General features: G+C 63.3%; 25 protein-coding genes. 17 read left to right on the forward strand and 8 right to left on the reverse strand.

Annotation, left to right across the window (positions count from 1 at the left end):
• Positions 1-30: 30 nt before the first annotated feature.
• Entirely contained in the window at positions 31-1,401 is a 1,371-nt protein-coding gene (locus tag ACS7SF_RS18335; protein ID WP_439891058.1) for a hypothetical protein, read from the reverse strand.
• Between the two features lie 227 nt (positions 1,402-1,628).
• Here ACS7SF_RS18335 and ACS7SF_RS18340 point away from each other — a divergent pair, with 227 nt between their 5' ends.
• Entirely contained in the window at positions 1,629-1,988 is a 360-nt protein-coding gene (locus ACS7SF_RS18340) for a GDSL-type esterase/lipase family protein (RefSeq protein WP_439891059.1), read from the forward strand.
• Positions 1,989-2,000: 12 nt separating this feature from the next.
• On the opposite strand, the gene ACS7SF_RS18345 is transcribed toward ACS7SF_RS18340, so the two are convergent.
• Together ACS7SF_RS18345 and ACS7SF_RS18350 are read right to left on the reverse strand one after the other, a co-directional pair.
• Positions 2,001-3,554, reverse strand: coding sequence for an amino acid permease (locus ACS7SF_RS18345; protein ID WP_439891060.1), 1,554 nt, complete (start codon positions 3,552-3,554; stop codon positions 2,001-2,003).
• Between the two features lie 76 nt (positions 3,555-3,630).
• Complete coding sequence (locus ACS7SF_RS18350) at positions 3,631-5,172, reverse strand: amino acid permease (protein ID WP_439891061.1); 1,542 nt, start codon at positions 5,170-5,172, stop codon at positions 3,631-3,633.
• Positions 5,173-5,539: 367 nt separating this feature from the next.
• Here ACS7SF_RS18350 and ACS7SF_RS18355 point away from each other — a divergent pair, with 367 nt between their 5' ends.
• The 12 genes from ACS7SF_RS18355 to ACS7SF_RS18410 all read left to right on the forward strand — a co-directional run bounded on the left by ACS7SF_RS18355 (position 5,540) and on the right by ACS7SF_RS18410 (position 19,387).
• Positions 5,540-7,621 (forward strand): 3-hydroxyacyl-CoA dehydrogenase NAD-binding domain-containing protein, encoded by a 2,082-nt coding sequence (locus ACS7SF_RS18355; protein WP_439891062.1) that lies wholly within the window; start codon positions 5,540-5,542, stop codon positions 7,619-7,621.
• A gap of 25 nt (positions 7,622-7,646) precedes the next feature.
• On the forward strand, positions 7,647-8,279 hold the full coding sequence (gene pncA / locus ACS7SF_RS18360) for a bifunctional nicotinamidase/pyrazinamidase (RefSeq protein ID WP_439891063.1): 633 nt from the start codon (positions 7,647-7,649) through the stop codon (positions 8,277-8,279).
• Between the two features lie 60 nt (positions 8,280-8,339).
• Positions 8,340-9,518, forward strand: coding sequence for an acetyl-CoA C-acyltransferase (locus ACS7SF_RS18365; protein ID WP_439891064.1), 1,179 nt, complete (start codon positions 8,340-8,342; stop codon positions 9,516-9,518).
• Positions 9,519-9,837: 319 nt separating this feature from the next.
• Entirely contained in the window at positions 9,838-11,706 is a 1,869-nt protein-coding gene (locus ACS7SF_RS18370; RefSeq protein WP_439891065.1) for an acyl-CoA dehydrogenase, read from the forward strand.
• Positions 11,707-11,739: 33 nt separating this feature from the next.
• The gene (locus ACS7SF_RS18375; protein ID WP_439891066.1) at positions 11,740-12,522 is read left to right on the forward strand and encodes an SDR family oxidoreductase; all 783 of its coding nucleotides are present in this window, start codon (positions 11,740-11,742) and stop codon (positions 12,520-12,522) included.
• A 41-nt stretch (positions 12,523-12,563) separates the two neighbouring features.
• Positions 12,564-13,013: a PaaI family thioesterase gene (locus tag ACS7SF_RS18380; RefSeq protein ID WP_426398554.1), complete on the forward strand. Its 450-nt coding sequence runs from the start codon at positions 12,564-12,566 to the stop codon at positions 13,011-13,013.
• A gap of 86 nt (positions 13,014-13,099) precedes the next feature.
• Positions 13,100-14,491 carry a serine hydrolase domain-containing protein gene (locus ACS7SF_RS18385; RefSeq protein ID WP_439891067.1) on the forward strand — a complete coding sequence of 464 codons (1,392 nt, stop codon included), beginning with the start codon at positions 13,100-13,102 and terminating at the stop codon, positions 14,489-14,491.
• Positions 14,492-14,525: 34 nt separating this feature from the next.
• The gene (locus ACS7SF_RS18390; protein ID WP_439891068.1) at positions 14,526-15,536 is read left to right on the forward strand and encodes an NADP-dependent oxidoreductase; all 1,011 of its coding nucleotides are present in this window, start codon (positions 14,526-14,528) and stop codon (positions 15,534-15,536) included.
• A gap of 101 nt (positions 15,537-15,637) precedes the next feature.
• Positions 15,638-16,486, forward strand: a complete 849-nt coding sequence (locus tag ACS7SF_RS18395) for a class II aldolase/adducin family protein (RefSeq protein ID WP_439891069.1) — start codon at positions 15,638-15,640, stop codon at positions 16,484-16,486.
• A 26-nt stretch (positions 16,487-16,512) separates the two neighbouring features.
• On the forward strand, positions 16,513-17,469 hold the full coding sequence (locus ACS7SF_RS18400; protein WP_439891070.1) for a glutathione S-transferase family protein: 957 nt from the start codon (positions 16,513-16,515) through the stop codon (positions 17,467-17,469).
• Positions 17,470-17,521: 52 nt separating this feature from the next.
• The gene (locus tag ACS7SF_RS18405; protein ID WP_439891071.1) at positions 17,522-18,424 is read left to right on the forward strand and encodes an SDR family oxidoreductase; all 903 of its coding nucleotides are present in this window, start codon (positions 17,522-17,524) and stop codon (positions 18,422-18,424) included.
• Between the two features lie 27 nt (positions 18,425-18,451).
• On the forward strand, positions 18,452-19,387 hold the full coding sequence (locus tag ACS7SF_RS18410; RefSeq protein ID WP_439891072.1) for an alpha/beta fold hydrolase: 936 nt from the start codon (positions 18,452-18,454) through the stop codon (positions 19,385-19,387).
• An 11-nt stretch (positions 19,388-19,398) separates the two neighbouring features.
• On the opposite strand, the gene ACS7SF_RS18415 is transcribed toward ACS7SF_RS18410, so the two are convergent.
• Positions 19,399-20,547 (reverse strand): iron-containing alcohol dehydrogenase, encoded by a 1,149-nt coding sequence (locus ACS7SF_RS18415; protein ID WP_439891073.1) that lies wholly within the window; start codon positions 20,545-20,547, stop codon positions 19,399-19,401.
• 112 nt (positions 20,548-20,659) lie between these two features.
• Here ACS7SF_RS18415 and ACS7SF_RS18420 point away from each other — a divergent pair, with 112 nt between their 5' ends.
• Genes ACS7SF_RS18420 through ACS7SF_RS18430 form a run of 3 tightly spaced genes read left to right on the forward strand, consistent with a single transcriptional unit; the run spans position 20,660 to position 22,565 of the window.
• Complete coding sequence (locus ACS7SF_RS18420) at positions 20,660-21,634, forward strand: alpha/beta hydrolase (protein ID WP_439891074.1); 975 nt, start codon at positions 20,660-20,662, stop codon at positions 21,632-21,634.
• A 28-nt stretch (positions 21,635-21,662) separates the two neighbouring features.
• Positions 21,663-22,100, forward strand: a complete 438-nt coding sequence (locus ACS7SF_RS18425) for an acyl-CoA thioesterase (RefSeq protein ID WP_439891075.1) — start codon at positions 21,663-21,665, stop codon at positions 22,098-22,100.
• Positions 22,101-22,109: 9 nt separating this feature from the next.
• Positions 22,110-22,565 carry a GNAT family N-acetyltransferase gene (locus tag ACS7SF_RS18430; RefSeq protein WP_439891076.1) on the forward strand — a complete coding sequence of 152 codons (456 nt, stop codon included), beginning with the start codon at positions 22,110-22,112 and terminating at the stop codon, positions 22,563-22,565.
• A gap of 154 nt (positions 22,566-22,719) precedes the next feature.
• On the opposite strand, the gene ACS7SF_RS18435 is transcribed toward ACS7SF_RS18430, so the two are convergent.
• Positions 22,720-23,625 (reverse strand): LysR family transcriptional regulator, encoded by a 906-nt coding sequence (locus ACS7SF_RS18435; protein ID WP_439891077.1) that lies wholly within the window; start codon positions 23,623-23,625, stop codon positions 22,720-22,722.
• A 103-nt stretch (positions 23,626-23,728) separates the two neighbouring features.
• Here ACS7SF_RS18435 and ACS7SF_RS18440 point away from each other — a divergent pair, with 103 nt between their 5' ends.
• Positions 23,729-24,625 carry a sterol desaturase family protein gene (locus ACS7SF_RS18440; RefSeq protein WP_439891078.1) on the forward strand — a complete coding sequence of 299 codons (897 nt, stop codon included), beginning with the start codon at positions 23,729-23,731 and terminating at the stop codon, positions 24,623-24,625.
• A 6-nt stretch (positions 24,626-24,631) separates the two neighbouring features.
• Here ACS7SF_RS18440 and ACS7SF_RS18445 read toward each other — a convergent pair whose 3' ends face one another.
• The 3 genes from ACS7SF_RS18445 to ygfZ all read right to left on the reverse strand — a co-directional run bounded on the left by ACS7SF_RS18445 (position 24,632) and on the right by ygfZ (position 26,935).
• Positions 24,632-25,456: an NRDE family protein gene (locus tag ACS7SF_RS18445; RefSeq protein WP_439891079.1), complete on the reverse strand. Its 825-nt coding sequence runs from the start codon at positions 25,454-25,456 to the stop codon at positions 24,632-24,634.
• A gap of 133 nt (positions 25,457-25,589) precedes the next feature.
• The gene (locus ACS7SF_RS18450) at positions 25,590-25,880 is read right to left on the reverse strand and encodes a DUF4936 family protein (protein WP_439891080.1); all 291 of its coding nucleotides are present in this window, start codon (positions 25,878-25,880) and stop codon (positions 25,590-25,592) included.
• Between the two features lie 14 nt (positions 25,881-25,894).
• Complete coding sequence (gene ygfZ / locus ACS7SF_RS18455; protein WP_439891081.1) at positions 25,895-26,935, reverse strand: CAF17-like 4Fe-4S cluster assembly/insertion protein YgfZ; 1,041 nt, start codon at positions 26,933-26,935, stop codon at positions 25,895-25,897.
• Positions 26,936-26,995: the final 60 nt, after the last annotated feature.

Below are 26,995 nucleotides of genomic sequence, written 5' to 3' on the forward strand. Positions count from 1 at the left end.
CAATGCACCCCTCTGATTCATGCTTCATGTTTAGAACGCAGCAACGCCCCCCGACGCCAGATACTGACCGAAGAGGCGCGCAAACTGGCCTCCATCCGTATTGATGTTCGTCGAATAGGTACCGCCGCCGCCAAACACAATGGCAAAGGTATGCATGCCGCCGTACTCCCACGTGTTGCGCAACATGTAGTCAACATGGTTGTCCCGGAAGTGGCTCGGCGTGCCGCCAGGCGTGTCGGATGCCACACCCAACGGCGTTTGCCACCACAGAATCGGAAGCCCATTGCCCAGCGCGTCGCGATAGGCTGAGTAGGAGTTTTGCTGTTGGTGGAAATTGGGCGTGTTGACGTTGTTCTCGTCCAGATAGAACGGACCAGTGCGGCCCTTGCACTCATCCAGCTGCGCGAGTTCGAGGCAGCCGGCATCCCGGTCGCTCGTCTGCGCAACGATGAAATCGGCCCGGTCCGCGCCGATGAGTTGCATTTGCTTTGCGAATACATCTGGCGTGGCATTCCAGAATGCCGGGGGGAAGCCGATCAGTGCCTTGGGCGCATGCCAACGCGCCATCGACACCAGGCAGCTACCGATGTTGGCGGCGGTGTTCGCCATCCAGCTGCATTCCGGCTGGTTATTGACCACGGCGGGCATTTGGGTCATGTCGTGGTTAGGCGCCTGCGCGTAGACGTACGGCCAAAAGTCCGGCTCGAGGTTGACCAGCACCGCGGTATCCAGCTCGTTAATGCGGTCATACATCGTCCGCGCTTGCGACCAGTAGTCATTCATGAAGCTCGGATCGTTGATGCCACTCAGGTTACTGTCGCCCCGCTGGGCCATCCCGTAGAGCGTGAACATCGGGGTCGCGCCATAGCTGATGGCATTTTTGGCCTGATAGGTCACGTACGCACCGGTCGGGCTGTTCCACGAAGGCCAGGCGCCTGAGCCAACGCCTACGAGGTAAACGTCGACAATGTCAGGCCGAATGCCCTGGGCCTTCATATCGTCGATCGATTGCCCCGAACCCAAGCCGATCTGAACGCGCCCGACCTTGCCCATCTTGCTGAGAATCGCGGCGGCGGAGTTGGTGTCCGTACCCATGACCCGCTTGGCGTCGCCAGAGCCGGAGCCCGTTTGTGCCGAGCCCGATGCGCTGCTGCTTTGCGTAGTTGCGTTGCCTGTGGATGCGTCATCGCTTCCGCCGCCGCAGCCGAACAACGCGAGTGAAATCAACGCTGCGGCAACATACCGGTGAGAGAACAGACGGCGATGGCCGCCCGATTCGGCAGTGCAACGCATTTCCAGCGCATTACGCCAATCACTTCCTTTTTTCATTATCCCGACCTCCTCAGTTTCATTGAGACATGCGTGCGGCGGCGCACGGCTTCCGGCTCGTAAATCCTTCACGCAGACTCGGCAAGGCGATATCTGCTCAACCAGGAAAGCGCACCGTGCAGGCATCCGCGGGAGAGAGGTTAAACGCGCCCGCGCGAATTGGAATGGGACGTGAGGTTATTTGAATGTCCCTGGAGGCGAGGAGGAGAGAAATATTGATTTTCTTTTTTATGCTCCTGAAATAAATCGCCGTCGGATTATCTCGACGGCGCCGGCCGGCCCGGGGGCAGTGGCCTGCAGTGCAGATCCTTGTGCGCAGCCGCGAGCATGGCATCAAGGTGATGGGCGGCACGCTGACGCCGTTCATGGGGTCAGAAGTGCCGTACCCGAACTACTGGTCACCGCAGAAAGAAGCAACGCGCCAAGCGGTGAACCAGTGGATTCGCTCCAGTGGCGCGTTTGATGCCGTGGTGGATTTCGATGCCGCGGTGGATTTCGATGCCGCGGTGGATTTCGATGCCGCGGTGCGTGATCCGGCGAGCCCGCGCACCCTGCTGCCGGCGTACGACAGCGGGGATCACCTGCACCCCAATGATGGGGGTTATGCGGCGATGGCCAATGCGGTCAATCTCTCCACGCTGCGGGCGGCTGGGCCGTAAGCCTGGGCAGGCTTAACGTGGGGTAGGCGTCGTAGAGGCAGCAACGACGCCTGCACTTGAGTCGGCTGGCGTTGAAGTGTTCACCTCTTGCTTGAGGTGCACCACACTGAACTGCATATCGGCATACCGCACAAACCGCGTCTTGAACTTCCAGCGGTATCCCAGCCAGATCGCCACAAACAGGAACACCCCGCAATACGTAGCGACGAAGGGGCCAAAGTTATCAATGGGCGCAAATAGCGCCGTGGTGTTCTGCCCAAGAATGATCACCACACACAGGATCGCCACCATGATCGGCCCGAACGGGAAGAACGGCGACCGATACGCCAATTGATTCACCGAATGCCCCTGGCTCACGAAGCCCTTGCGGAAGCGGTAGTGCGCCAGCGCAATGCCAAACCACGCAATGAAGCACGTCACCGCCGACGTGTTCAGCAGCCACAGGTACACCACCTGATCGCCAAACAGCGAGCTGAAGAAGCACAGCGCCCCCACGGCAGAGGTGGCCAGCAGCGCGCGGTGCGGCACGCCGTTGGCTGACACCTTGGCAAACCAGCGCGGCGCCTGCTTTTCGAGCGCGAGGTCATACAGAATCCGCGTCGACACGTACAGGCTCGACGTGCCGGACGACAGCAGCGCGGTCAGCACCACCGCATTCATCATCCCAGCGGCGAACGCCAGACCGGCGTGCTGGAACACCAGGGCGAATGGGCTCACGGCAACATCCGTCGCCTCGTTACGCAGCAGGCTCGGATCGGTGTACGGCAGCAGCACGCCGATGATCAGGATCGCCAGCACGTAGAACAGCAGGATGCGCCAGAACGTCTGGCGGATGGCGCGCGGGATGGTGCGCGAGGGGTTCTCTGCCTCGCCTGCGGCCACGCCGATGGTCTCAACGCCCTGGAACGAGAACCCCGCAATCATTGCCACGCCCACCATGGCCGGTAGCCCGCCGACGAACGGCGCCTCGCCGATGGTGAAGTTGTGCCAGCCCGACGATGGGCCGCCGTGCATGATGCCGAAGATCATCGCCAGCCCGATGATCAGGAACACGACGATCGTCACCACCTTGATCATCGAAAACCAGTATTCCGCTTCGCCAAAGCCACGGACCGAGACGGCGTTGAGGCCGAACATCAGCAGCAGGAATGCGGCGCTCCACACCATGCCCGACACGCCTGGGAACCAGTACTTCATCACCAGTTGCGCGGCCGCCAGTTCCACTGCCACCGACACCGCCAGCGCAAACCAGTAGTTCCAGCCCAGCGCGAAGCCAAAGCCTTCTTCGACGTACAGCCGGCTATAGGTGACGAACGAACCGGAGACGGGCAGGTGCACTGCCAGCTCGCCCAGGCTCGTCATCAGGCTATAGACCATCGCGCCGAGCAGCACATACGTCAGCAGCGCGCCGCCGGGGCCGGCCTGCGCAATGGATGCGCCGGATGCGACGAACAACCCCGTGCCGATGGCGCCGCCCAGGGCGATCATCATCAGATGGCGCGAGCGCAGGCGTCGTCGTAGTTCGGATTGGGCTTCGAGGCCGGTCGGGGTAATCGGTGTGTGCATAGCGGGTGCGCCAAGGTGGGGCGCGCAAATGAAAAACGCCCGCCGAATGCAAGGCAAACGGCAGGCGGGTCGAATGTTATTGCTGCGTGCGTGCGGCGACGGTCAGCAGTTCGGGGCCAGGGTCCTGGCCGGCCAGCGGATCACGCACCACCGGCGGCCGCGGGAAGTGCATGTCGTGGTAACGGACAATGCCGCCACCCCGCACCAGCCGGTACCCGATCCAGATCAGGAAGAAGACCGGAATGCCGATGTAGGTGGCAATCACCGCGGGCCAGTCAATCGTGCCGCTGGTGAACGCCTGATAGTTCTGGCCGAGCGTAATCACCAGGCACAGCCCGAACGCAAACAGCGGGCCGTACGGGAAGAACTTCGAGCGATACGGCAACTGCGCCGGATCATGCCCCTGCGCCACCAGTCCCTTGCGGAAGCGATAGTGGCTGATGGCAATGCCCAGCCACGCTACAAAGCCGGTCATGCCCGACGTGTTCAGCAGCCACAAGTAGACCGTCTTGTCGCCATACAGCGAGCTGAGGAAACACAGCGCGCCAACAGCCGTCGTGGCCAGCAGCGCATTGCGCGGCACGCCGTTCTTGGTGAGTTGCGCAAAGATGCGCGGCGCACGGCCCTCCGTGGCCAGGTTGTAGAGCATGCGTGTAGATGCATACATGCCCGAGTTACCCGCCGACAGTACAGCGGTCAGGATCACGGCGTTCATCAGCCCGGCCGCAAACGCCAGCCCTGCATGCTTGAACACCAGCGTGAACGGGCTCACGCCAATGTTGGTGACTTCCGTCGAGAGCAGGTTCGGATCGGTGTACGGCACCAGCACACCGATGATGAAAATCGCCAGCACGTAGAACAGCAGAATCCGCCAGAACACCTGCTTGACCGCGCGCGGAATCGTCCGCGCCGGGTCCGCTGATTCACCCGCCGCCACGCCGATCAGCTCCGTCCCCTGAAACGAGAACCCCGCAATCATCGCCACGCCGATCATCGCCGGCAGCCCGCCCACGAACGGCGCATCGCCCATCGTCAGGTTCTGCAGGCCCGATTGCGGACCGCCTTTCATGATCCCGAAGATCATCGCCAGGCCGATCCCGATAAAGAAGATGACAGTGACGACCTTGATGAGCGCAAACCAGTATTCCGCCTCGCCAAAACCGCGTACGGAAATGGCGTTGAGCAGGAACATGATGAGGAGAAACACCGCACTCCACAGCACGCCCGGTATATCGGGGAACCAGTAATGCATGACGAGCTGCGCGGCCGCCAGCTCCACGGCAATCGTTACCGCCCAGTTGTACCAATAGTTCCAGCCGAGCGCGAAGCCGAATCCCTCGTCCACATACAGCGCGCCGTAGGTGGCGAACGAGCCGGAAACAGGCATGTAGGCGGCAAGTTCGCCCAGGCTGGTCATCAGGAAATAGACCATCACCCCGATCAGGATGTAGGCGGCGAGTGCGCCACCGGGGCCTGCCTGCGAGACCGATGCGCCCGAGGCCACGAACAGCCCGGTACCGATCGATCCGCCGATGGCGATCATGGTGAGGTGGCGCGCGCGCAAGGTGCGGCGCAAGCCCGGCGTCTCTGCGGACGGGGTGGCGTGTTTTTCTGACATGAATACAGAGTGGACGATTTTGCTCGGATCGCGAGCTCAATCGACTAATGTGACGAGACGTTCCCGCGCCTGATGGGCGCCAAGCTCGTCCCGAGCGACGAAATGCGCGACTCTATCAAAACCGTCACGGAGCGGGCAAAAAATTGACGCTTCCGTCACCGCGCTCGGATAGGGGCCGGGCGGCAACATCGCCCGCCGGACGGCGCCGCGCAACGGAAAAATAGAAATTGAACGACCGTGCTTTTTTGTGTATTCTGTGTCGAGTCGCGGCCTTACCGCGCGTTAAAAAAACGATACTCAAGAGACAGTTCAACCGCGAGGCACGGTGAGTTTTACAACCGGCCCTCGCTCCACCAAAGGAACCAGCATGACAGCGGAGTACAAGGTCCAGGACGGCGTTGCCGTCATCACGCTCAGCAACCCGCCCGTCAACGGCCTTGGCCATTCCACGCGGCTGGGCATTGTTGAAGGCATGGTCAAGGCGAGCGACGATCCGAACGTCAAGGCCATCGTGATCACTGGCGCTGGAAAGGCCTTTTCGGGCGGCGCTGATATCCGCGAGTTCAACACCCCCAAGGCAAGCCAGGAGCCGTCACTGCATTCCGTCATCAAAGCAGTGGAGTCGAGCAGCAAGCCGGTCGTGGCGGCTATCCACTCGGTGGCGATGGGCGGCGGGCTGGAGCTAGCGATGGGTTGCCACTACCGTGTGGCTGCACCGGGCGCGCAGATCGCGCTGCCGGAAGTGAAGCTGGGCATCCTGCCGGGCGCAGGTGGCACGCAGCGTCTGCCGCGCGCGATCGGCCTGGAACCGGCTCTGAACATGATCGTCTCGGGCACGCCCATCCTGTCGGAAAAGCTGGCCAAGAGCGGCCTGTTCGACCAGATGATCGAAGGCGATCTGATGGCCGGCGCCATCGACTTCGCGCTCAAGGCCGCTGCCGACGGCAAGCTGCCCAAGCTGCGCGATCGCAAGGTCGAGCACGACAACCCGCAAGGTTTCCTGCAATTCGCGCGCAACACCGTTGCCGCAGTCGCCAAGAACTTCCCGGCACCGGGCAAGTGCGTCGACGCCGTGCAGGCTGCCGTCGAAAAGCGCTTTGACGATGGCATCAAATTCGAGCGCGACCTGTTTATCGAACTGGTGAACACGTCTGAATCGCGCGCGCTGCGTCACGCCTTCTTCGGCGAACGCGCTGCCAGCAAGATCCCCGATGTGCCGGAAGACACGCCGGTGCGCAAGGTGGAAAAGGTTGCCGTGGTCGGCGCCGGCACCATGGGCGGCGGTATTTCCATGAACTTCCTGAACGCGGGTATTCCGGTCACGATCTTGGAAACGAAGCAGGAAGCGCTGGACCGCGGCGTTGCCACCATCCGCAAGAACTACGAGAACAGCGCCAAGAAGGGCAAGCTGACGCAAGAGAAGGTCGAGCAGCGCATGGCCCTGCTGACCCCGACGCTGTCCTACGACGACCTCAAGGACGCCGACCTCGTCATCGAGGCCGTGTTCGAAGAAATGGGCGTCAAGGAAGTCGTGTTCAAGAAGCTGGACGATGTCGTCAAGCAGGGTGCGATCCTGGCCTCGAATACCTCCACGCTGGACGTGGACAAGATCGCCAGCTTCACCAAGCGCCCGCAAGACGTGGTCGGCATGCACTTCTTCAGCCCGGCCAACGTGATGAAGCTGCTGGAAGTCGTGCGCGGCAAGGACACCGCCAAGGATGTGCTGGCCACCGTCATGAAGCTGGCCAAGGCCATCAAGAAGACGGCCGTGGTGTCGGGCGTGTGCGACGGCTTCATCGGCAACCGCATGATCGAGCAGTACAGCCGTCAGGCCGGTTATCTGCTGGACGAAGGCGCGCTGCCGGAGCAAGTTGACAAGGCCATCGAGAAGTTTGGCTTTGCGATGGGCCCGTTCCGCATGGGCGACCTCGCTGGTAACGACATCGGCTGGGCCATCCGCAAGCGCCGCGCCGTGGACAAGCCGGACATCGTCTACTCGAAGACGGCTGACCTGCTGTGCGAAATGGGCCGCTTCGGTCAGAAGACCGGCGGCGGCTGGTACGACTACAAGGCGGGTGACCGCAAGCCGTACCCGAACCAGCAGGTCAACGACATGATCGTCCAGCACTCGAAGGATCTGGGCATCACGCGCCGCAAGATTTCGGATGAAGAGATCGTCGAGCGCCTGGTGTTCGCGCTGGTCAACGAAGGCGCGAAGATCCTGGAAGAGGGCATCGCCTCCAAGGCGTCGGACATCGACATGGTCTACCTGACCGGCTATGGCTTCCCGCTGTTCCGCGGCGGCCCGATGCTCTACGCAGACACCGTCGGCCTGTACAACGTCGCGCAAGCCATGCACCGCTACAGCAAGGGCTATCACGGCGAAGCCTGGAAGCCGGCGCCGCTGCTGCAGAAGCTGGCTGACGAAGGCAAAGGCTTCAACGGCTAATTCATCGAACTGCGACTAGACCGCCATGCAACTCACGCCCACCGATTGCCTGCTGATCATCGACGTGCAGAACGATTTTCTGCCCGGCGGTGCGCTGGCTGTGCCTGACGGCGACCAGGTCATCCCGGCCGTCAACCAGCTCGCCAAGGCATTCGGGCGCGTTGTGCTGACGCAGGACTGGCACCCGAGTGAGCACGTGTCGTTCGCGGCCAACCATGCGGGCACGCAGCCTTTCGGCACGATCGAGCTGCCGTACGGGCAGCAGGTGCTGTGGCCGGTGCATTGCGTGCAGCACAGCACCGGCGCCGCGCTGGCCGATGGGCTGGACGTGCCGCATGCGCAACTGATCGTCCGCAAGGGCTATCACCCGCACATCGACAGCTACTCCGCCTTCTTTGAGGCGGATCGCAAGACGCCGACCGGCCTGCTGGGCTATCTGCGCGAGCTTGGGATCAAGCGAGTGTTCTGCGTGGGGCTGGCCACAGACTTTTGCGTGGCGTGGTCCGCGCTGGATGCCCGTGCTGCGGGGCTGGAAGTCGCCGTCATCGAAGATGCCTGCCGCGCGATTGACCTGAACGGGTCGCTCGCACAGGCGTGGCAGCGCATGACGGATGCGGGCATCGCACGGTTGCAGTCGCACGAGATTCTGAACGGATAACAGAGATACCGGGCGCTTGCTGATGCAGTGCGCCCGCCACCAGATACGAGGAGCAACACCATGACCGAAGCAGTCATCGTTTCCACCGCACGTACCGGCCTGGCCAAGAGCTGGAAGGGCGCCTTCAACATGACGCACGGCGCTACGCTGGGCGGCCACGCAGTCCAGCACGCTATCGAGCGCGCCAAGATCGAACCGGGCGAAGTGGAAGACATCCTGATGGGCTGCGCGAACCCGGAAGGCGCGACCGGCGCCAACATCGCCCGCCAGATCGCTCTGCGCGCCGGCTGCCCTGTGACCGTGCCGGGCGCGACCGTCAACCGTTTCTGCTCGTCGGGCCTGCAGACCATCGCCATGGCCGCACAGCGCGTGATTGCCGATGAAGGCGACATCTTCGTGGCCGGTGGTGTGGAATCCATCTCGTGCGTGCAGCAAGAGATGAACCACCACATGCTGCAGGAAGGCTGGCTGCGCAAGCACAAGCCCGAGATCTACTGGAGCATGCTCCAGACCGCCGAGAACGTCGCCAAGCGCTACAACATCAGCAAGGAGCGCCAGGACGAATACGGCGTGCAGAGCCAGCAGCGCGCCGCTGCGGCAGCCGCTGCCGGCAAGTTCAACGACGAAATCGTCCCGATGACCACGGTGATGGGCGTGGCCGATGCCAAGACCGGCCAGCTCATGACGCGCGAAGTCACGATCTCCGCTGACGAAGGTATCCGCGCTGACACGACGCTTGAAGGCGTGTCGAAGATCCGCACCGCCATGCCGGGTGGCGTGGTCACGGCAGGTAACGCCAGCCAATTCTCCGACGGCGCATCCGCAGCCGTGGTGATGAACGGCAAGGTCGCCGCCGCCAAGGGCCTGCAACCGCTGGGCGTGTTCCGCGGCTTTGCCGTGGCCGGTTGCGAGCCGGACGAAATGGGCATCGGCCCCGTGTTCGCCGTGCCCAAGCTGCTCAAGAAAGCCGGCCTGAAGGTCGAAGACATCGGCCTGTGGGAACTGAATGAAGCGTTCGCCGTGCAGGTGCTGTACTGCGCTGACAAGCTGGGCATCCCGATGGATCGCCTGAACGTCAACGGCGGCGCCATCGCCGTGGGCCACCCGTATGGTGTGTCAGGCGCGCGCCTGGTCGGCCACGCGCTGATCGAAGGCAAGCGCCGCGGCGTCAAGTACGTGGTCGTGACCATGTGCATCGGCGGCGGCCAAGGCGCTGCTGGTCTGTTTGAGGTGCTCTAAAGAGACACAGGCTCCCACTCAAAACGGGAGCCTGATTTGTTTCTGCCAGAGCTGACCTCTGTGTCAGCGCATGCACCCAGACGGGTTGGCCGTTGACGTTCCTGCCCTAGATGGCGCCTTGAATTTCTGTAAGCGGGCGGAAAAAAGAAGGACCGCTGTCTGAGCGCAGCGAGTTTCGGTCCTTCTCCGCCCGGTTACGGAAATTCAAGGAATCTTTCGCCATCTCGGGCGCGCCTTTCTTTGCTTACTTTCTTTGGCAAGACAAAGAAAGTGAGTCAGCCCCGGCAGGGGATGAAACAAGGGATGGACCACTAACATCATGTCTTCTCTGCTGCTGTCGCGCCGCGACCTGAGCTTTCTGCTCTATGAATGGCTCGACGTGGAATCGCTCACAAGCATTCCCCGTTATGCCGACCACTCCCGCGAAACATTCGACGCCGCGCTCGATACCTGCGAGCGCATCGCCACGGACCTCTTCGCCCCACACAACAAGAAGAACGACCAGGAAGAACCGCACTTCGACGGCAACAAGGTCCACATCATCCCCGAAGTAAAGATCGCGCTGGACGCCTTCAACAAGGCCGGCCTGATGGCCGCAGGCCAAGACTTCGAGCGCGGCGGCATGCAACTGCCCACCGTGGTCGAGAAAGCTGGCTTCGGCTTCTTCAAGGCCGCCAACGTCGGCACCAGCTCGTATCCGTTCCTCACCATCGGCAACGCCAACCTGCTGCTCGCGCACGGCACGCCCGCGCAGATCGAAACGTTTGTGCAGCCCGAGATGGAGGGCCGCTTCTACGGCACGATGTGTTTGTCGGAACCGCAGGCCGGCTCGTCGCTGTCGGATGTCGTCACGCGTGCGGAGTACGAAGGCGAATCGCCGCTGGGCGCGCAGTACCGCCTGACCGGCAACAAGATGTGGATCTCCGCTGGCGAGCACGAACTGTCGGAGAACATCGTCCACCTCGTGCTGGCGAAGATCCCCGGCCCGGACGGCAAACTGATTCCGGGCGTGAAGGGCATCTCGCTGTTCATCGTGCCAAAGTTCCTCGTCAATGCAGACGGCTCGCTGGGTGAGCGCAATGACGTGGTACTGGCCGGCCTGAACCACAAGATGGGTTATCGCGGTACGACGAACTGCCTGCTGAACTTTGGCGAAGGCACGCAGTTTCGCCCGAAGGGTGCCGATGGCCAGCCGCGCGCCGGTGCCATCGGCTATCTCGTCGGCGAGCCACACAAGGGCCTCGCATGCATGTTCCACATGATGAACGAGGCGCGCATCGGCGTTGGCATGGGCGCGACGATGCTCGGCTACACCGGTTATCTGCATGCGGTGGATTACGCACGCAATCGCCCGCAAGGTCGCCCGATCGGGCCGTCGGGCAAGGATGCGGCGTCCCCGCAAATCCGCATTGTCGATCACGCTGACGTGCGCCGCATGCTGCTGGCGCAGAAGGCCTACGTGGAAGGCGCGCTCGGCCTGAACCTTTATTGCGCCAAGCTCGTCGATGAAGAGCGCGGTGAAACGGATGCAACCAAGCGCGCCAAGCTCGGGCTGCTGCTCGACATCCTCACGCCGATTGCGAAGAGCTGGCCGTCGCAGTGGTGCCTGGAGGCCAACAGCCTGGCGATTCAGGTGCACGGCGGCTACGGCTACACGCGCGAATACAACGTCGAACAGTTCTACCGCGACAACCGCCTCAACCCTATCCACGAAGGCACGCACGGCATCCAGGGTCTGGATTTGCTGGGCCGGAAGGTCGTGATGCAGGACGGGGCCGCCTTTGCGGCGCTGGGCGAGCGCGTGCAGACCACGGTCGGCCGCGCGCTGGAAAGCGGTGACGAAACGCTGCTCAGCTACGGCCGTGCACTCGGCATGGCCACGCAAAAGCTGGCCAAGGTCACGCAGACGCTGTGGGCAGCAGGTGACCCGCGTGTGACGCTGGCTAACGCATCGATCTATCTGGAAGCGTTCGGCCACGTCGTCGTGGCCTGGCTCTGGCTGGAACAGGCGCTGACTGCCGCGAAGGCATTGCCAAACGCACAAGGCGAAGACGCCGATTTCTACCGAGGCAAGCTGCAGGCTGCACGCTACTTCTTCCAGTGGGAGCTGCCGAAGATCGACCCGCAGATTGCACTGCTGGGCTCGCTCGACACGACGACGCTGGATATGCAGGACGCCTGGTTCTAAGCCGGCGCACACAACAACGAGACAGGAGACACCATGGGTACGCTCAAGCATCTGTTCGATCTTTCCGGCAAAACTGCACTCATCACCGGTGGCTCGCGCGGGCTCGGCCTGCAGATTGCCGAAGCACTGGGTGAGCAGGGCGCACGCATCGTGCTGTCCGCGCGCAAGGCCGATGAACTGAAGGAAGCGCAGGCGCATCTGAAGTCGTTGGGCATCGAGGCCGACTGGATTGCCGCCGACGGTGCTGTCGAAGCGGACATCCAGCGCTTGGCCGACGAGGCGCTCGCCAAGCTGGGGCACATCGACATCCTCGTCAACAATGCGGGCGCCACGTGGGGCGCACCGGCGGAAGACCACCCGGTGGAAGCCTGGGACAAGGTGATGAACCTGAACATCCGTGGCCTGTTCCTGCTGACGCAGCAGATCGGCAAGCGTTCGATGATCCCGCGCAAGTACGGGAAGATCGTCAACGTGGCATCGATTGCCGGCCTGAAGGGCAACCCGCCGGGCTCGTTGGATACGATTGCCTACAACACCAGCAAGGGCGCCGTGGTCAATTTCACGCGCGCACTGGCTGGGGAATGGGGCGAACACAACATCACCGTCAACGCCATTGCGCCGGGCTTCTTCCCCTCGAAGATGACGCGTGGCTCGCTGGAAAAGCTCGGCGTGGACAAGCTGGCCGAACGCTCGCCGCTGCACCGCATTGGCGATGAGGAAGACCTCAAGGGCGTGGCTGCGCTGTTCGCATCGGACGCCTCCAAACACATCACGGGCCAGATCCTGGCCGTGGACGGTGGCGTGAGCGTGGTCTAATTTCGGCTGTTTCTGGACTTAGACACTCTTTTGAACGCAGCATGAGCGCAGACAACAACGGTTTTCCGATCGACATCCCTTTCCTGAAGCTTCTGGGCATGCGTTGCCTGAAGGCGGAGGGCGGCGAGGGCATCGTCGAACTCGCACTCGAGGCCCAGCACATGAACAGCTGGGAAATGGCCCACGGCGGCGTGACCATGACGATGCTCGATGTGGCGATGGCCATGGCTGGCCGCTCGGCCGACGTGCATGGCCGCGGCGTGGTGACGATCGAGATGAAGACGGCGTTCATGCAGCCCGGGCGCGGCACGCTCAGGGCAAGCGCGCGATGCGTGCACCAGTCCACCACCATGGCGTTCTGCGAAGGCGAGGTGAGGGATGCCGATGACAAGCTGGTCGCGCGCGGCTCGGGCACGTTCAAGTTCGTCAAGCGCGCGCAGATTGCCAGCCGAGTGCCGCCGCGCACACCCGAGCCAGGCGCGGACGGCTAATTGACCTACGCAGTTGCAGTCAGGCAGTACCCAGTTGCACACCGGACAGCGTCCGGCACATAAGAAAAGCAACCACGGAGACAACCATGCAACAACCCGCACGGCGGACGGCGGACGCTCTTGCCATCACGCTGCTTTGCTGCATCGGACTGACCATGACCTTGGAAGGATGCGCCTCCAATTCGACGCCAGCCGCGGAGACGCCTACCGCCGTGCAGGTACCGCCTGCCCCGAACCCTCCGGTACAGAAGCCCCTCACGGCAGACGACTCCGACCCAAACAAGATGGGCTGGATGCAGGGCTTCCCGCCGCCGCCTGATCGCATCATCCGCTTTGACATGGTGGGCAACGTGTTCCCGCGCACGCGTTACGGCTTCAGCCATGTGCGCGAGTTCCTGCCCACGCGTGTGGTCTGGCGCGGCGATGGCCCGGCGAGCAAGCTGCCCCGTGCCGAGCAGGATATCGGCGGCGTGCTCTTTACCGATGCTGCGGGCACGCGCCGCACCTTTGCCGAGATGCTGAAGTTGACGTACACCGACGGCATCCTCGTCATGCACAAGGGTAAGGTTGTGTATGAGCGCTACTTTGGCGCGCTCGATGCGCACACGCAGCACATCGCCATGTCGGTCACGAAATCGTTTGTCGGTACGTTGGCGGCCACGTTGGTGGCAGACGGCAAACTCGACCCGGCGGCGCCCGTGACGCAATACGTGCCCGAGCTGAAGGACAGCGCTTATGGTGACGCGACCGTGCGCCAGGTGATGGACATGACGGTCGGCGTGCGTTTCTCCGAGAACTACGCCGACCCGAACGCCGATATCTGGACGTATGCCCGCGCCGGCGGCGTGCTGCCGCGCCCGGCCGACTACAAGGGCCCGGCCGGCTTCTACGACTACCTCGTCACCACGAAAAAGGAAGGCCAGCACGACGACGCGTTCGGCTACAAAACCGTCAACGCCGAGGTGCTTGCCTGGATCGTGCGCCGCGCTTCCGGCAAGTCGACCGCAGCGCTACTGTCCGAACGTATCTGGCAACCGATGGGCGCACAGAGCGACGCGTACTTCTCGCTGGACAGCATCGGCACGGAGTTCGGTGGTGGGGGCCTGAGCACGACGCTGCCCGACCTCGCGCGCTTTGGGGAGATGATCCGCAACAACGGCCGCTTCAACGGCAAGCAGATCCTGCCCAAGAGCGTGATCGATGGCATCCACAAGGGAGGAGACCCGGCCAAATTTGCCAAGGCAGGTTACGCCACGCTGCCGGGCTGGTCGTACCGCGACATGTGGTGGATCTCGAACAACAGCCACCACGCCATCGAGGCGCGCGGCATCCATGGTCAGGCCATCTATATTGATCCGGTGGCCCAGATGACCATCGTGCGTTACGCCTCGCACCCCATTGCCACCAACGCCGCCAATGATCCGGTTACGCTGCCGGCCTTCGGCGCGCTGGCTGAATTCTTCATGCACCAGAAGTGACCTACTCGAATATCTGAATACCTAGGAGCGATTCATGTCGAAGACGTATCAACGCATTGTTCTGGCTTCCCGTCCGCAAGGTGCCGTCACGCCTGACAACTTCCGCCTGGAGACGGCGGATATCCCCGAACTGCAGGACGGCCAGGTGCTGGTGCGCAACCATTTCCTGTCGCTCGATCCGTACATGCGCGGCCGGATGAACGACAGCAAGTCGTATGCGGAACCCCAGCCGCTGAATGAAGTGATGATCGGCGGCACGGTGGGTGTGGTGGAAGCCAGCAAGAACCCATCGTTTGCCGTGGGCGACAGCGTGGTCGGCATGTTCGGGTGGCAGGAGATCGGCATCTCCGATGGGCGCGGCATCCAGAAGGTGGATACGCGCCACATTCCGCTGTCGGCGTATCTGGGTTCGGTGGGCATGCCCGGCGTGACCGCATGGTACGGCCTGAACAAGATCATGCTGCCGAAGCCCGGCCAGACCGTGGCGGTGAGCGCCGCGTCGGGTGCGGTGGGCAGCGTGGTTGGCCAACTCGCCAAGCTCAAGGGTTGCCGTGCCGTGGGCTTTGCCGGCGGCAAGGACAAGTGCGACTACGTGGTCAACGAGCTGGGCTTTGATGCCTGCATCGACTACAAGGCCGCTAAGGATCCGAAAGAGCTTTACAAGATGCTCAAGGAAGCCACGCCGGACGGTATCGACTCGTACTTCGAGAACGTTGGTGGCCCGATCCTGGATGCCGTGCTGTCGCGCATGAACGCGTTCGGCCGCATCGCCATGTGCGGCATGATCGCCGGTTACGACGGTCAGCCGCTGCCGCTGCAGAACCCGCAGTTGATCCTCGTGTCGCGCCTGACCATTGAAGGCTTCATCGTCTCCGAGCACATGGACGTGTGGCCGGAAGCACTGCGTGAACTGGGCGGCTTCGTAGCACAGGGCAAGCTGAAGTTCCGCGAGAGCGTGGCAGACGGTCTGGCAAGTGCGCCGGAAGCCTTCATGGGCCTGCTCAAGGGCAAGAACTTCGGCAAGCAGCTCGTGAAGCTGGTCTGACGTTTCGACGTCAATGTGCGGACTGTCAATCGCTTGACAGTCCGCGGGATGAGGGCCGCAACAGAATGGCCCACCCACAATCAATGCGTGAAGGAGACACCATGAACGCACCTGAAACGGCACAAGCCAAGCGGCCCGACAGCATGAGCGCCAGCCTCAGCCCCGAGGTCGCTGCGCGCTATCGCAACCTGCCGCGTCCGCCGCAATTTGCGACCGTGGAAGAAGAGCGCCTGCACCGCAAGCAGCGCCTTGCTGCGGCGTTTCGCTTGTTCTCCAAATTCGGCTTCGATGAGGGCGTGGCAGGGCATATCACCGCGCGCGATCCGGAGCACCAGGACAGCTTCTGGGTGAACCCCTTCGGCGTGCATTTCAGTCAGGTGACGGTGTCGAACCTCATCCGCTGTGACCACCACGGCAACGTGGTGGAGGGCGATTACCCGGTCAATGCAGCGGCGTTTGCGATTCACTCCCGCGTGCATCAGGCACGCCCCGATGCCGTGGCCGCTGCGCATTCCCACAGCACGTATGGCCGTGCTTGGTCGACGCTGGGCCGCAAGCTTGATCCGCTCACGCAAGACGTGTGTGCCTTCTATGACGATCATGCGCTGTATGACGATTTCGGCGGCGTGGTGGTCGAGCTGGATGAAGGCCAGCGCATTGCCGAAGCACTGGGTGATAACAAGGCCGCGATCCTGCAGAACCACGGCCTGCTGACCGTCGGCAAGACGGTCGACGAAGCCGCCTGGTGGTTCATTACGATGGAGCGCTCCTGCCAGGTGCAACTGCTTGCCGAAGCCGCTGCCGCGCGCACCGGCGAGGCCCCGCGCACGATTTCCGATGCTGCCGCGCGACAGGCGTATTCCATCGTCGGGTCTGCGCAGGCAGGGTGGTTCCAGTTTCAGCCGCTGTACGCGCGCATCGTCAAAGAACAACCCGATCTGCTCGATTGATCGGCCTGCAAATTTCTGGAGCTTCCATGACGGACCTGATCCTGCATCACTACGCCACCTCGCCGTTTTCAGAGAAGGTGCGCTTGATCCTCGGCTACAAAGACCAGCCGTGGAAGTCCGTCACCGTGCCGGTCATCCTGCCCAAACCGGATGTGATGCCGCTCACGGGCGGCTATCGGCGTACGCCATTCCTGCAGATCGGCGCGGACATTTATTGCGATACCGCGCTGATTACGCAGGTGCTCGAATCGATTCATCCGCTGCCGAAGCTCGTGCCGTCGGAGCATGCCGCTGCGGTATTCGCCATGGCGCAGTGGGCGGATACGACGCTGTTCTGGGCGTCTGCCACCTTTGTGATGCAGCCGGCGGGCTTCCAAAGCCTGTTCGGCAACATGCCAGAAGCGGCTGTCAAAGCCTTCGTGGAAGACCGGAAGGCGATGCGCGCGGGCGGCATTGGTCTGCGTACGCCGCTACCGGAAGCCACGTCCACGCTGCACGTATTCCTCGCGCAGTTGGAGCGGCAGTTCGCCACCGGCGAGCACATCTTCCTGTTTGGCGAGCAGCCGACGGTGGCGGATTTTTCCGTCTACCACTGCCTGTGGTTCATCCGCCGAGCAACGGCCGTCGCGGGCATTCTGGATGCCCACCCCGAAGTCGTGGCATGGATGCATCGCATTGCGGCATTCGGCCACTCGCAAGCCCAACCGATGACGCCCGCTGAGGCCCTGGACATCGCCAAGGCCGCCACGCCGCGCGCGCTGACCGAAACGAATGCCCCGTTCGACGATCGCTACGACCTTCCCAAGGGCACGCGCGTGACGGTGGCAGCGGTCGACTACGGTGTCGATCCCATCGAAGGCGAGCTGGTTGTCTCCACGCGCGATTCCGTTGGCGTGTTGCGTGAAGACCCGCGCGTCGGCCAGGTGGTGGTGCATTTCCCGCGCGTGGGTTACGCCGTGCGCAAGGTTGAGGCGGCAGGCTGACAGGCGTCGCCATTCCATCGCATTTCATGACAACAACACGAGAGAGACACACATGAAGCAATTCGCAGGCGGCGTGGCCGTCATCACGGGTGGTGCGTCGGGGTTCGGCAAGGAGTTCGCCAAGAACGCGGCCGGGTTGGGCATGAAGCTGGTGCTGGCCGATATCCAGCAGGACGCGCTGGATGCCACAGTCGCCGAGTTCGCGGCGCAGGGTGTGGAAGTGATCGGCTTGCGCGTCGACGTGTCGAAGGTGGAAGACGTACAGGCGCTGGCCGATGCTGCCATCAAGACGTTCGGCAAGGTCAACCTGCTATTCAACAACGCTGGCGTGGGCGCAGGTGGCCTGGTGTGGGAGAACACTGAGAAGGATTGGGACTGGGTACTCAGCGTGAACCTGCATGGCGTGATCCACGGTGTGCGCATCTTCACGCCACTGATGCTGGAGGCTGCCAAGAAAGACCCGTCGTACGAAGGCCATATCGTCAACACGGCATCGATGGCGGGGCTGCTGAACGCGCCGGCCATGGGCATCTACAACGTGTCCAAGCATGCGGTGGTGGCGCTGTCCGAATCGCTGTACCAAGACCTGAGCCTGGTGACCGAGCAGATTCATTGCTCGGTGCTGTGCCCGTACTTTGTACCGACCGGCATTACGCAATCGCATCGCAATCGTCCGCAGGATCTCGCGAATAACGCGCCGCCCACCAAGTCGCAACTCGTGGCGCAAGCCATGTCGGACAAAGCCGTCAGCTCCGGCAAGGTGACCGCCGAGGAGGTCGCCCAGTTAACGTTCGATGCCATCCGCAACGCGGGCTTCTACATCTACTCGCACCCGCAGTCGCTGGCGCCGGTGCAGCACCGTTTTGAAGACATCGTTTCGCAGCGCAATCCGTCCGACCCATTCGAAAGCAAGCCGGACGTGCGCGCGCGTCTGGTGGATGCGCTGCGCGGGTAACCCTCACATGAAGACTCGGGAATCGCCATGAACACAGCAACGGCCGCCGCCGCAGCGTCTATTACCGAATCGCAGTTTGCCGACCTGCCCAACGGCACACGGCTGCATTACGCCAGCGCCGGCAAGCGCGGCGCGCCGCTGATGCTGTTCGTGCATGGCTTTCCCGAGTTCTGGGTCGAGTGGGAAGCGCAGCTCGCCGCGTTTGGCGACACACACTTTGCCGTCGCGCCCGACATGCGTGGCTTCAACCTGTCGAGCAAGCCGGCTGCAGTGGATGCGTATCGCCCGAAGTTCCTGGTGCAGGATCTGGAGCAATTCATCACGGCGCTTGGGTATGAGCGCGCTATCGTGGTCGCGCACGACTGGGGTGGTGCGATCTGCTGGAACCTGGCGATCCAACATCCCGAATTGGTCGAGCGATTGGTCATCGTCAATTCGCCGCACCCATGGGTGTTTGCGAATGCGCTGCTGAGCGATCCGGCGCAGCAGGCGTCATCCGCGTACATGAACTGGCTGCGCCAGCCGGGTTCGGAAGAAGCGCTGGCTGCCAACGACTTTGAGAAGCTCGAAGGTTTTTTCCACGGCATGGGCCAGCCCGTGGCCGAGTGGTTTACGCCAGAGGTGCGCTCGCGCTACCACGCGGCCTGGAGCCAGCCTGGCGAGGGCAGCTCGCATGGCTTGACTGGCGGGGTGAACTACTACCGCGCGTCCCCTTTGCATCCGCCCACGGAGGGCACGGCGCCGCTGCGCATCGACCAGATGCCACCCGAAGCCTTTGTCGTGAAGGTGCCTACGCTGGTGATCTGGGGCGAAATGGACATGGCGCTGCCGAAGAGTCTGCTCAACGGGCTGGAGCGTTTCATTCCGGATATGCGGCTCGAGCGCATTCCCAATGGCACGCACTGGGTCGTGCACGAACAGCCGGAGCGCATCACCGCGCTGATCCGGCCGTTTGTTTCGTAGCGCGCTCTGCGTTACATCGACTCCGCCAGCATGCGGCGGTAGTCATCTGCCGTGGCGATGCGCGGATTGGTCTTGTGGCAGTGGTCGAGTAGGGCGCCTTCCACCACGTGCTCCAACGCGTCTTCTGGTACGCCCATCTGGCGCAGGCCGGTCGGCAAGCCCAGGCGGGCCGTGAGGTCATGCACGGCCTGGGCAAGGTCGGCCCCCTCCGGCAGATTCATCACGCGACGCATGCGGGCGTAGCGGTTGTCGCGCACCACAGTTTCCGCCGTCTCGTTGAAGCGCAGCACCGCTGGCAACACCACCGCGTTCAACGTGCCATGGTGCAGCCCCGTCTTGCCGTTGACCTTCACGCCACCCAGCGGGTGCGACAGCGAATGCACGCACCCCAGCCCCTTCTGAAACGCCATCGCACCCTGCATGGACGCGCTCATCATGTTCAGCCGCGCGTCGCGGTCAGAGCCATCCCGCGTGGCGCGTTCAATGTTGGCCCAGGCACGTTCCAGGCCGTCGAGCGCGATGCCGTCTGCAGGCGGGTTGAAGGCGGGTGCGAGGAACGTTTCGATGCAATGCGCGATGGCATCCATGCCGGTAGCCGCTGTCAGCGCGGGCGGTAGGCCCAGCGTCAACTCCGCATCGCAGATGGCTGATTTGGGTAGCAGGTGCCAGGAGTGAAAGCCAAGCTTGCGGCCGTCTTCCAGAATGATGATCGCGCCGCGCGCCACCTCGCTGCCGGTGCCCGCCGTGGTGGGAACGGCGATCAGGGGCGCTGCTGCCTCGGTGATCTTGCCGCTGCCGCCCTCGATGGTCGCGTACGTGGTGAGCGGTGCCGGATGCGTCGCCGCAATGGCAATGCCCTTGGCCAGGTCGATCGACGATCCGCCGCCAATGGCGATCAACCCATCGCAGCCGGCGTCCTTGTATTGCGCGGTGGCCTTCAACACCATCGCCTCGGTCGGGTTGGAGGGCGTCTCGTCGAACACGGTCACCGGCAAGCCGCCCGTGGCATCTATGGCGCGCTGCGCCAATCCGACGGCAGCCACGCCCTTGTCGGTCACGATCATCGGCCGGCGGATGCCCACGCGCGCGCATTCGCTTTTCAGCTCGGCAATCGTGCCAAAGCCAAGGTGGACGTGGGTGAGGTAGTAGATGAGGGCCATGCGCTGTCTCCGGATGGTGTTGTTCGTCCACGTCGCCCGTCTTGCTGTGCGGGCGTGGTTCAATGGAGTCCCTGATAATAGCCAAATTAGAACGATCGTTCAGTTGTCGCCCATGCAGTCTCCGTCTCTCGACCCGCACGTCGCCCAATTGCTGGATCTGGTGGCGCGCGCCAAGCGTCCACCGTTGAACGCACTCGACCCCGCCGACGCCAAGATCGCCTACGAAAAGAGCAGCCCCATTGTCGACATCCCTGCCATTCCGCTGGAATCGGTGCATGACCTGACAGTCACGGCGCGCGATGGTTATCCCATCCCCATTCGCACGTATGCCGCGCGCGAAGCGAGCTGGGCCGATCCGCTGCCGTTGCTGGTGTACTTCCATGGCGGCGGTTTCACGGTGGGCAGCATCAAGACGCACGACGCGCTGTGCCGCTCGCTCGCTGCCAAATCGGGGGCGATGGTGTTGTCGGTCGATTACCGGCTCGGCCCCGATTGGAAATTCCCCACCGCAGCGAACGATGCCTTCGACGTGCTGCAATGGGTGTTCGATGAAGCCGCCACCATTGGCGCCGACCCTGCACGCATCGCGTTTGGCGGTGATAGCGCCGGTGGCACGCTGGCCGCCGTCACGGCCATCGAGGCGCGCAACCGAGGTCTCGCACCGGTTCTGCAACTGCTGATCTACCCCGGTACCACAGCGCACGAGAACACACCATCGCACCGCGAATTTGCCGAGGGCTACCTGCTGACGCAGGAGATGATCCGCTGGTTCTTCTCGCAATACCTGCGCACCGACGCCGACCGCGACGACTGGCGCTTCGCCCCGCTGGATGCCGGCGGCCACGGCGCGGATGTGACCGGCGTGTGCCCCACGTGGATTGCCGTGGCCGGCTTTGACCCCATCCGCGATGCCGGCATCGGCTACGCGAACAAGCTGCGCGCGGCCGAAGTGCCGGTTGAGCTGAAGCTCTACGCAGGCATGATTCACGATTTCTTCAAGATCGGCCGCTTCGTCCCGGCCGTTGAAGACGCCCACCGGGATGCCGCCGACGCGTTGCGCCGCGCCTTCGGCACCGAGACGGAATAAGCGACAACGAGAAACAAAAGGAGACCGCATGGCGATCGAGGATTTCCGCCACAGCACGCCGTTGCGCGTGCGCTGGGCCGAAGTCGATGCACAGGGCATCGTCTTCAACGGCCATTACCTGCTGTATGCCGATGTGTGCATCACCGAGTACTGGCGCAGCATCGGCGTGCGGTATCCGGTGGAGGTCGTGGATACGTTTGGCGTCGACTTCTACGTGGTCAAATCCACGCTCGAATATCATGCGTCCGCGCGTTTTGACGACGAGCTGGACCTGCGCTGCCGTGTGGCGCGCCTGGGCCGCTCAAGCATGCGCTTTATCATCGAGATGTATCGCGCCGATGAACATCTCGTCACCGGCGAAGTGATCTACGTGTGCGCCGACCCTGCCACGCAGACTTCAGCGCCGATCCCCGACATGCTGCGCGAGCGCATCCTCAATTTTGAAGTCCTGAAGCCTGAAGTGTGAGAACTGAGCATGACTGCCCCTGAATCTGTCCGCCCGCTCGCCGGTGCTGCCGCTATTACCGTCGACCGCTGGGACGCTGTGCGTGAAGACGCGCGTGCCATCCGCTACGACGTGTTTGTCATCGAGCAGGGCGTGCCTGTTGAGCTCGAATGGGACGAGTGGGACGACCAGTGTTGGCACGCCCTGGCGCGTGATGCTGCAGGGCGCTCGGTCGCTACCGGCCGCTTGCTGCCCGATGGCCATATCGGGCGCATGGCCGTGCGCAAGGAAGCGCGCGGTACGGGCGTGGGGGCACGCGTGCTCGAAGCGCTGATCAGCAAGGCCCAGGCGCTGGGGTATCCGGAGCTCGTCCTCAACGCACAAACCCACGCGATGCCGTTTTATGCCCGCGTCGGTTTCGTCCCCGAGGGAGATGAGTTTGAAGAGGCCGGCATTCCGCACCGGACCATGCGCCGCGTGCTGTAAGAACGTGTTCACGATCCGTAGCGAGCGGCCCTCAGCGGGGTGAAGAGCAGCGCAGAAACCGGAATGTACTCAAGTACATGAGGATTTCGAGCAGCGCATGAGCCCCGATCAGGGCCGCGCAGTAGGATCGTGAACACGTTCTAACGCAACCTACCTACACGTTGATCGCCTGGGCGGCCCGCACGATGGCTGCGATGGCCGCCTGCGCCGCCGGCGATGCAGTTCTGCCGTGTAGCCGCACAATGCCGGTCGTGGATGGTGTCGACAGCCAGCCCTGTACCGCCAGCCGGACCAGCGCGCCGGATTCCAGCTCCTCCCGGACTGCGGCATCCGTCGCGCCCAGCACGGTGTCGGTGGTCAGCGCCACCGTCTTCAGCACGCCGTAGTTGTCGCACTCCAGCGCAATGCTGGCTTCCTGACCTGCCGGCAGACCCAGCAGCGCAGCCAACTCCACCTTTGACGGGCTCAGCAGCTTCGGCACGGCAATGCCGTATTCCCACACTTCGCCCAGCGTAGGCGCACGCCCGGCCAGCGGATGGCCGGCGCGCACATACAGGTGAGGTGGCTGTCCGCCGATCCGTTGGACGTCCAGCGCGGCATCTTTGGGCATGTCGCGTACGTCAGCGGCGAAGAACTCGATGCTCTCGCTGCGGAGGCTCTCCAGCAGTTGCACCCAGTTGCCGACTTCCATGCGCAGCGCGACTTGCGGATGTTGCTGACGCAACTCACGCAACGCTTGCGGCATGAGCGTGGCCGTCAACAGTGGCCCGACGCCGAAGGCCGTGTCGCCCAGTTGGCTGTCGCGGTAGAGGTTGACATCCCGCCGCAGGCAGCGCGCTTCGAACAGCAAGTGCCGCGCTCGCGCGATGACGAATTCGCCGGCGGGGGTGGGGCGGACGTCGCCGGTGTCGCGGTCGAACAGGCGGATGCCAAGTTCATCCTCGATCGCCTGGATGCTGCGGCTGAAGGCGGGCTGGCTCAGGTGCACACGCTCTGCCGCGCGGGCGAAGTGCAGCGTGTCAGCCAGGGCAACAACGTGACTCAGGCGTCGCAGATCCATGTATTGCGTCCATTGCATTGAACGGATACTGATTATGCATTGGACGCATTGAAATGCCACGCCTACGCTTGCCTCCACACTCATCCAATGCGAGGAACACCGAATGAGTTCGCACATGGAGCACGCCCTGATCGTGGTCTGCCTCCTCGGCTTTACCGCCATGGAATTCATCAGCCGGCGCTACCAGAGCACAGTGCGCGGCCGCGCGACGGCTAACGATGCGTGGCTGGAAGCGCTGATGTTCATCAGCCTGCTCGCCGTGACCCAGCCGATTGCACTGCTGGGCAGCAACGCGCTCTGCCAATGGCTCATTCCCGCGCAGCACAATGCCTGGAGCCAGTGGCCCTGGTGGGCCATGGCGGGCCTGCTGCTGATCGGCGACGACCTGACGCAATACCTCTGGCATCGTGCCTCGCATACGCCGCTGCTGTGGCCGCTGCACCGTGCGCACCACAGCGCGTCGTACATGAGCGTGCGGATCACGTACCGCAACAACTTTTTCTACTACCTGATGATGCCCGGCCTGTGGATCGGCGGCGTGGCCGTGTACCTCGGTTTTGGCCCTGTCTATGCGGCGTATCTGGTGATCAAGCTGGCGGTCATCATTGGCGCGCATTGCGCGTGGCCCTGGGATGCACCGCTGTACCGCATCCGCGCATTGCGTCCGCTGATGTGGATGGTCGAGCGCACGATCTCCACGCCGGCCACGCACTGGGCACACCACGCGCTCACCAATGCCGACGGCATCGGTCACTACAAGGGCAACTTCGGCAACCTGCTGTTCTTCTGGGATGTGCTATTTGGCACGGCTCATATCACGCGCAAATACCCGGCGCAGATCGGCCTGCAAGACGACCAGTTGTTCGGCCCAGAACGCTGGACGGCCCAGATGTTCTATCCGCTCGTGCACTCCAAACGCGAGCACTCGGCGCTGCGCCCAGGTGGCGCCGCGGTGACGGAAGCGGATCAGCTTGCCGCGGCCAAACAGGAAGCCGCGTAAGGGAGGTCAGGTATCGGCGTGGGTGACGGTGTCGAGCACGCCGAGGTAGCGTGTCTCGCCGATCTGGCCTTGGGCATCGAAGCGACGCTCGGTCACGTCGAAGCAGCCGTCGTGGCGGATGCGCAGCACCGTAGTCGCACGCGTGCCGTAGCGCGGGGAGCGGATAAACGCGGCGGAGAGCAGCTTTTCCCACTCCGGTGCCACGCCGGTAGCGGGCAGGGCACCCGTTGGCGCCTCGCGCGTTTCCGCCATCAGGTCGATATAGCGCGCCACGTCCAGCGCGTTGCCCTTTCCACCTGTCTGGCCGGTATCAGCGGCCAGCGCTTCGGCAAACGCGGCCATGCGGTGCCGCACCTTGAACCACGGTGTATCAAGCAGCGCGTTGGAAAGCCCGTAGACCCCGGGCGCGAGCTTGCGCGGCGCATCGGCGCGGTTGCTGGTCCACCAGAGCTCATCGCGCGTGGCGGTCAGCAGGTTGTAGCCGTTGTAGGCGCGGTCGCGGGCGGTCAGGCTGTCGAGATACGCCGGGATCGATGCGTCGTCCGCCGTCAGGAAATTGGAGACGAGTTCACCGCGCGAGCGTGCATCGGGACGGCGTTCGGAGGGGGCGCGATAGTTGGTCAGCGCGGCAAAGCGGCCATCGCGCGTCATGCCCATCCACGTGCCGGCTTGGCCGACCACCTGGGCCATGTCACGCCCGGCCAGCACGTTGGGCGCATCGCTCCACCACGCCAGTGGCGCGGCAGGGCGGTCATAGAATTCGTCCCGGTTGGCGGCCACCACCAGCGCATAGGCGGGATGGGCTTGCCAGGCCGTGAGAATCAAACACATGAGCACTTCCTTTGAACATGCCGCACAACGAACGGCGATCGATCACCTCATTTGTGACGACGTGTGTTGTGCGGGCTTCGGCCAAGCATAGCAGCCTGCCGAACTTTTGCGAGTCGATTGCAGCGTAGCGTTGTCAGCCGTTTTCCAGATCGACAAACAACTCCGCGTGACGTTCGCCCACGACGAATTCGCGCGGGCCGCCGGTTTCCCATAAGCCGGCCAGTGTGGCGGCAAACGCAGATGGAACGTCGTGATACGACTCCATCCACGTGGCTTGCCCGTCGCGTATTTCGGGGCGGCGCATCAACTCACCGGCCACGCCCGTCGCCTCTTCCACGGTGTCGAGCCAGCGCTGCCAGCGTGGCAGGGCCGCAGCAGCGTCACGCTCGGCAATGCGGAAGTAGACGAACAGATGGTCGGCCATGGTGGGGTCCGGTGTCAGGCGTTTTCGGGCGCAGGAATGGTGTACGGCAGGTTCTGCAGCGTCAGCACGGGGCCATCCGCCGTGGCGAGGCGGATGACGTTATCGAGTGCATCCAGCTTCAACTCGACCAGCAGATCCGTACCGCCATCTGGCGCCATCGCGGCATTGACGACCATGCCGCACGGTTGGCTCGGATCGGCGGCGCTGTAGACCTCGGCACCGGCCGACGTGGGGGCGTTGACGTGCGCGCGCTGCATGCGGCGCTTGAGCGTGCCGCGATACTGGCTGCGCGCGACGATTTCCTGGCCCGGATAGCAACCCTTGCGGAAATCGACGCCACCGAGCAGTTCCAGATTCACCATCTGCGGGACGAACTGTTCCTGCGTTGGCAAGGTGATGTGCGGTACACCTGCCTGCAGGCTCATCCAATCCCAGACTTCGGTACCGACCAGTGACAGGCGCGACGACAGCGTCTTCCAGGCGTACTGGAAGTGCTCGGCGTGCACCATCCATTGATAGCGCGGGCGGCCATCAGCGTCAGGCAGGCGGACGACCGCGCCGACTTGCTGGCCAACCGTGGCGGGCTGCTGCGCCACCGCGTACACCGTGTCGGGCTCGGGCAGCACGGCGCCGGCTTCACGCAGCGCTTCGGCCGCATCCGGCCCGGCAACACCGATGCCGATGAACTCGTCCATCGGGCGCAGCTTGGCCTTGGCGCGCAGCACAAACATCGACAGGCGCTTGGTCAGCGCGGGCGCGATCTGCTTGTCGGTCTGCAGGACGATCGTATCGGCCTGACGCCACACCAGCAGCGTGGCCAGCAGACGGCCCTTGGGCGAGCAGTAGCCGGCCAGCCGCGCCTGGTTCAGGCCGAGGCCCGTTACGGCATTGGTGAGCTGGTTGTGGAGAAATTCGGCGGCGTCGGCGCCTTCGACGGCGATACGCGCCAGATCGGTCGGCGCGCACAGCACGTTGCCGCGCGCAGCGGCGTCAAACTGTACGTCGAGCGGTGGAAAGCTCAGCGTATCGACGAAATCGTGAAAGACATCATTCATGGTGTGCGGGGCTGCCTAGTGTGACCCGGTATTATATTGGGCTGTCCAACGGGCAGTTTG

Origin of the sequence: Ralstonia sp. 25C, from assembly GCF_051904805.1 — a bacterium.
GTDB lineage: Bacteria > Pseudomonadota > Gammaproteobacteria > Burkholderiales > Burkholderiaceae > Ralstonia.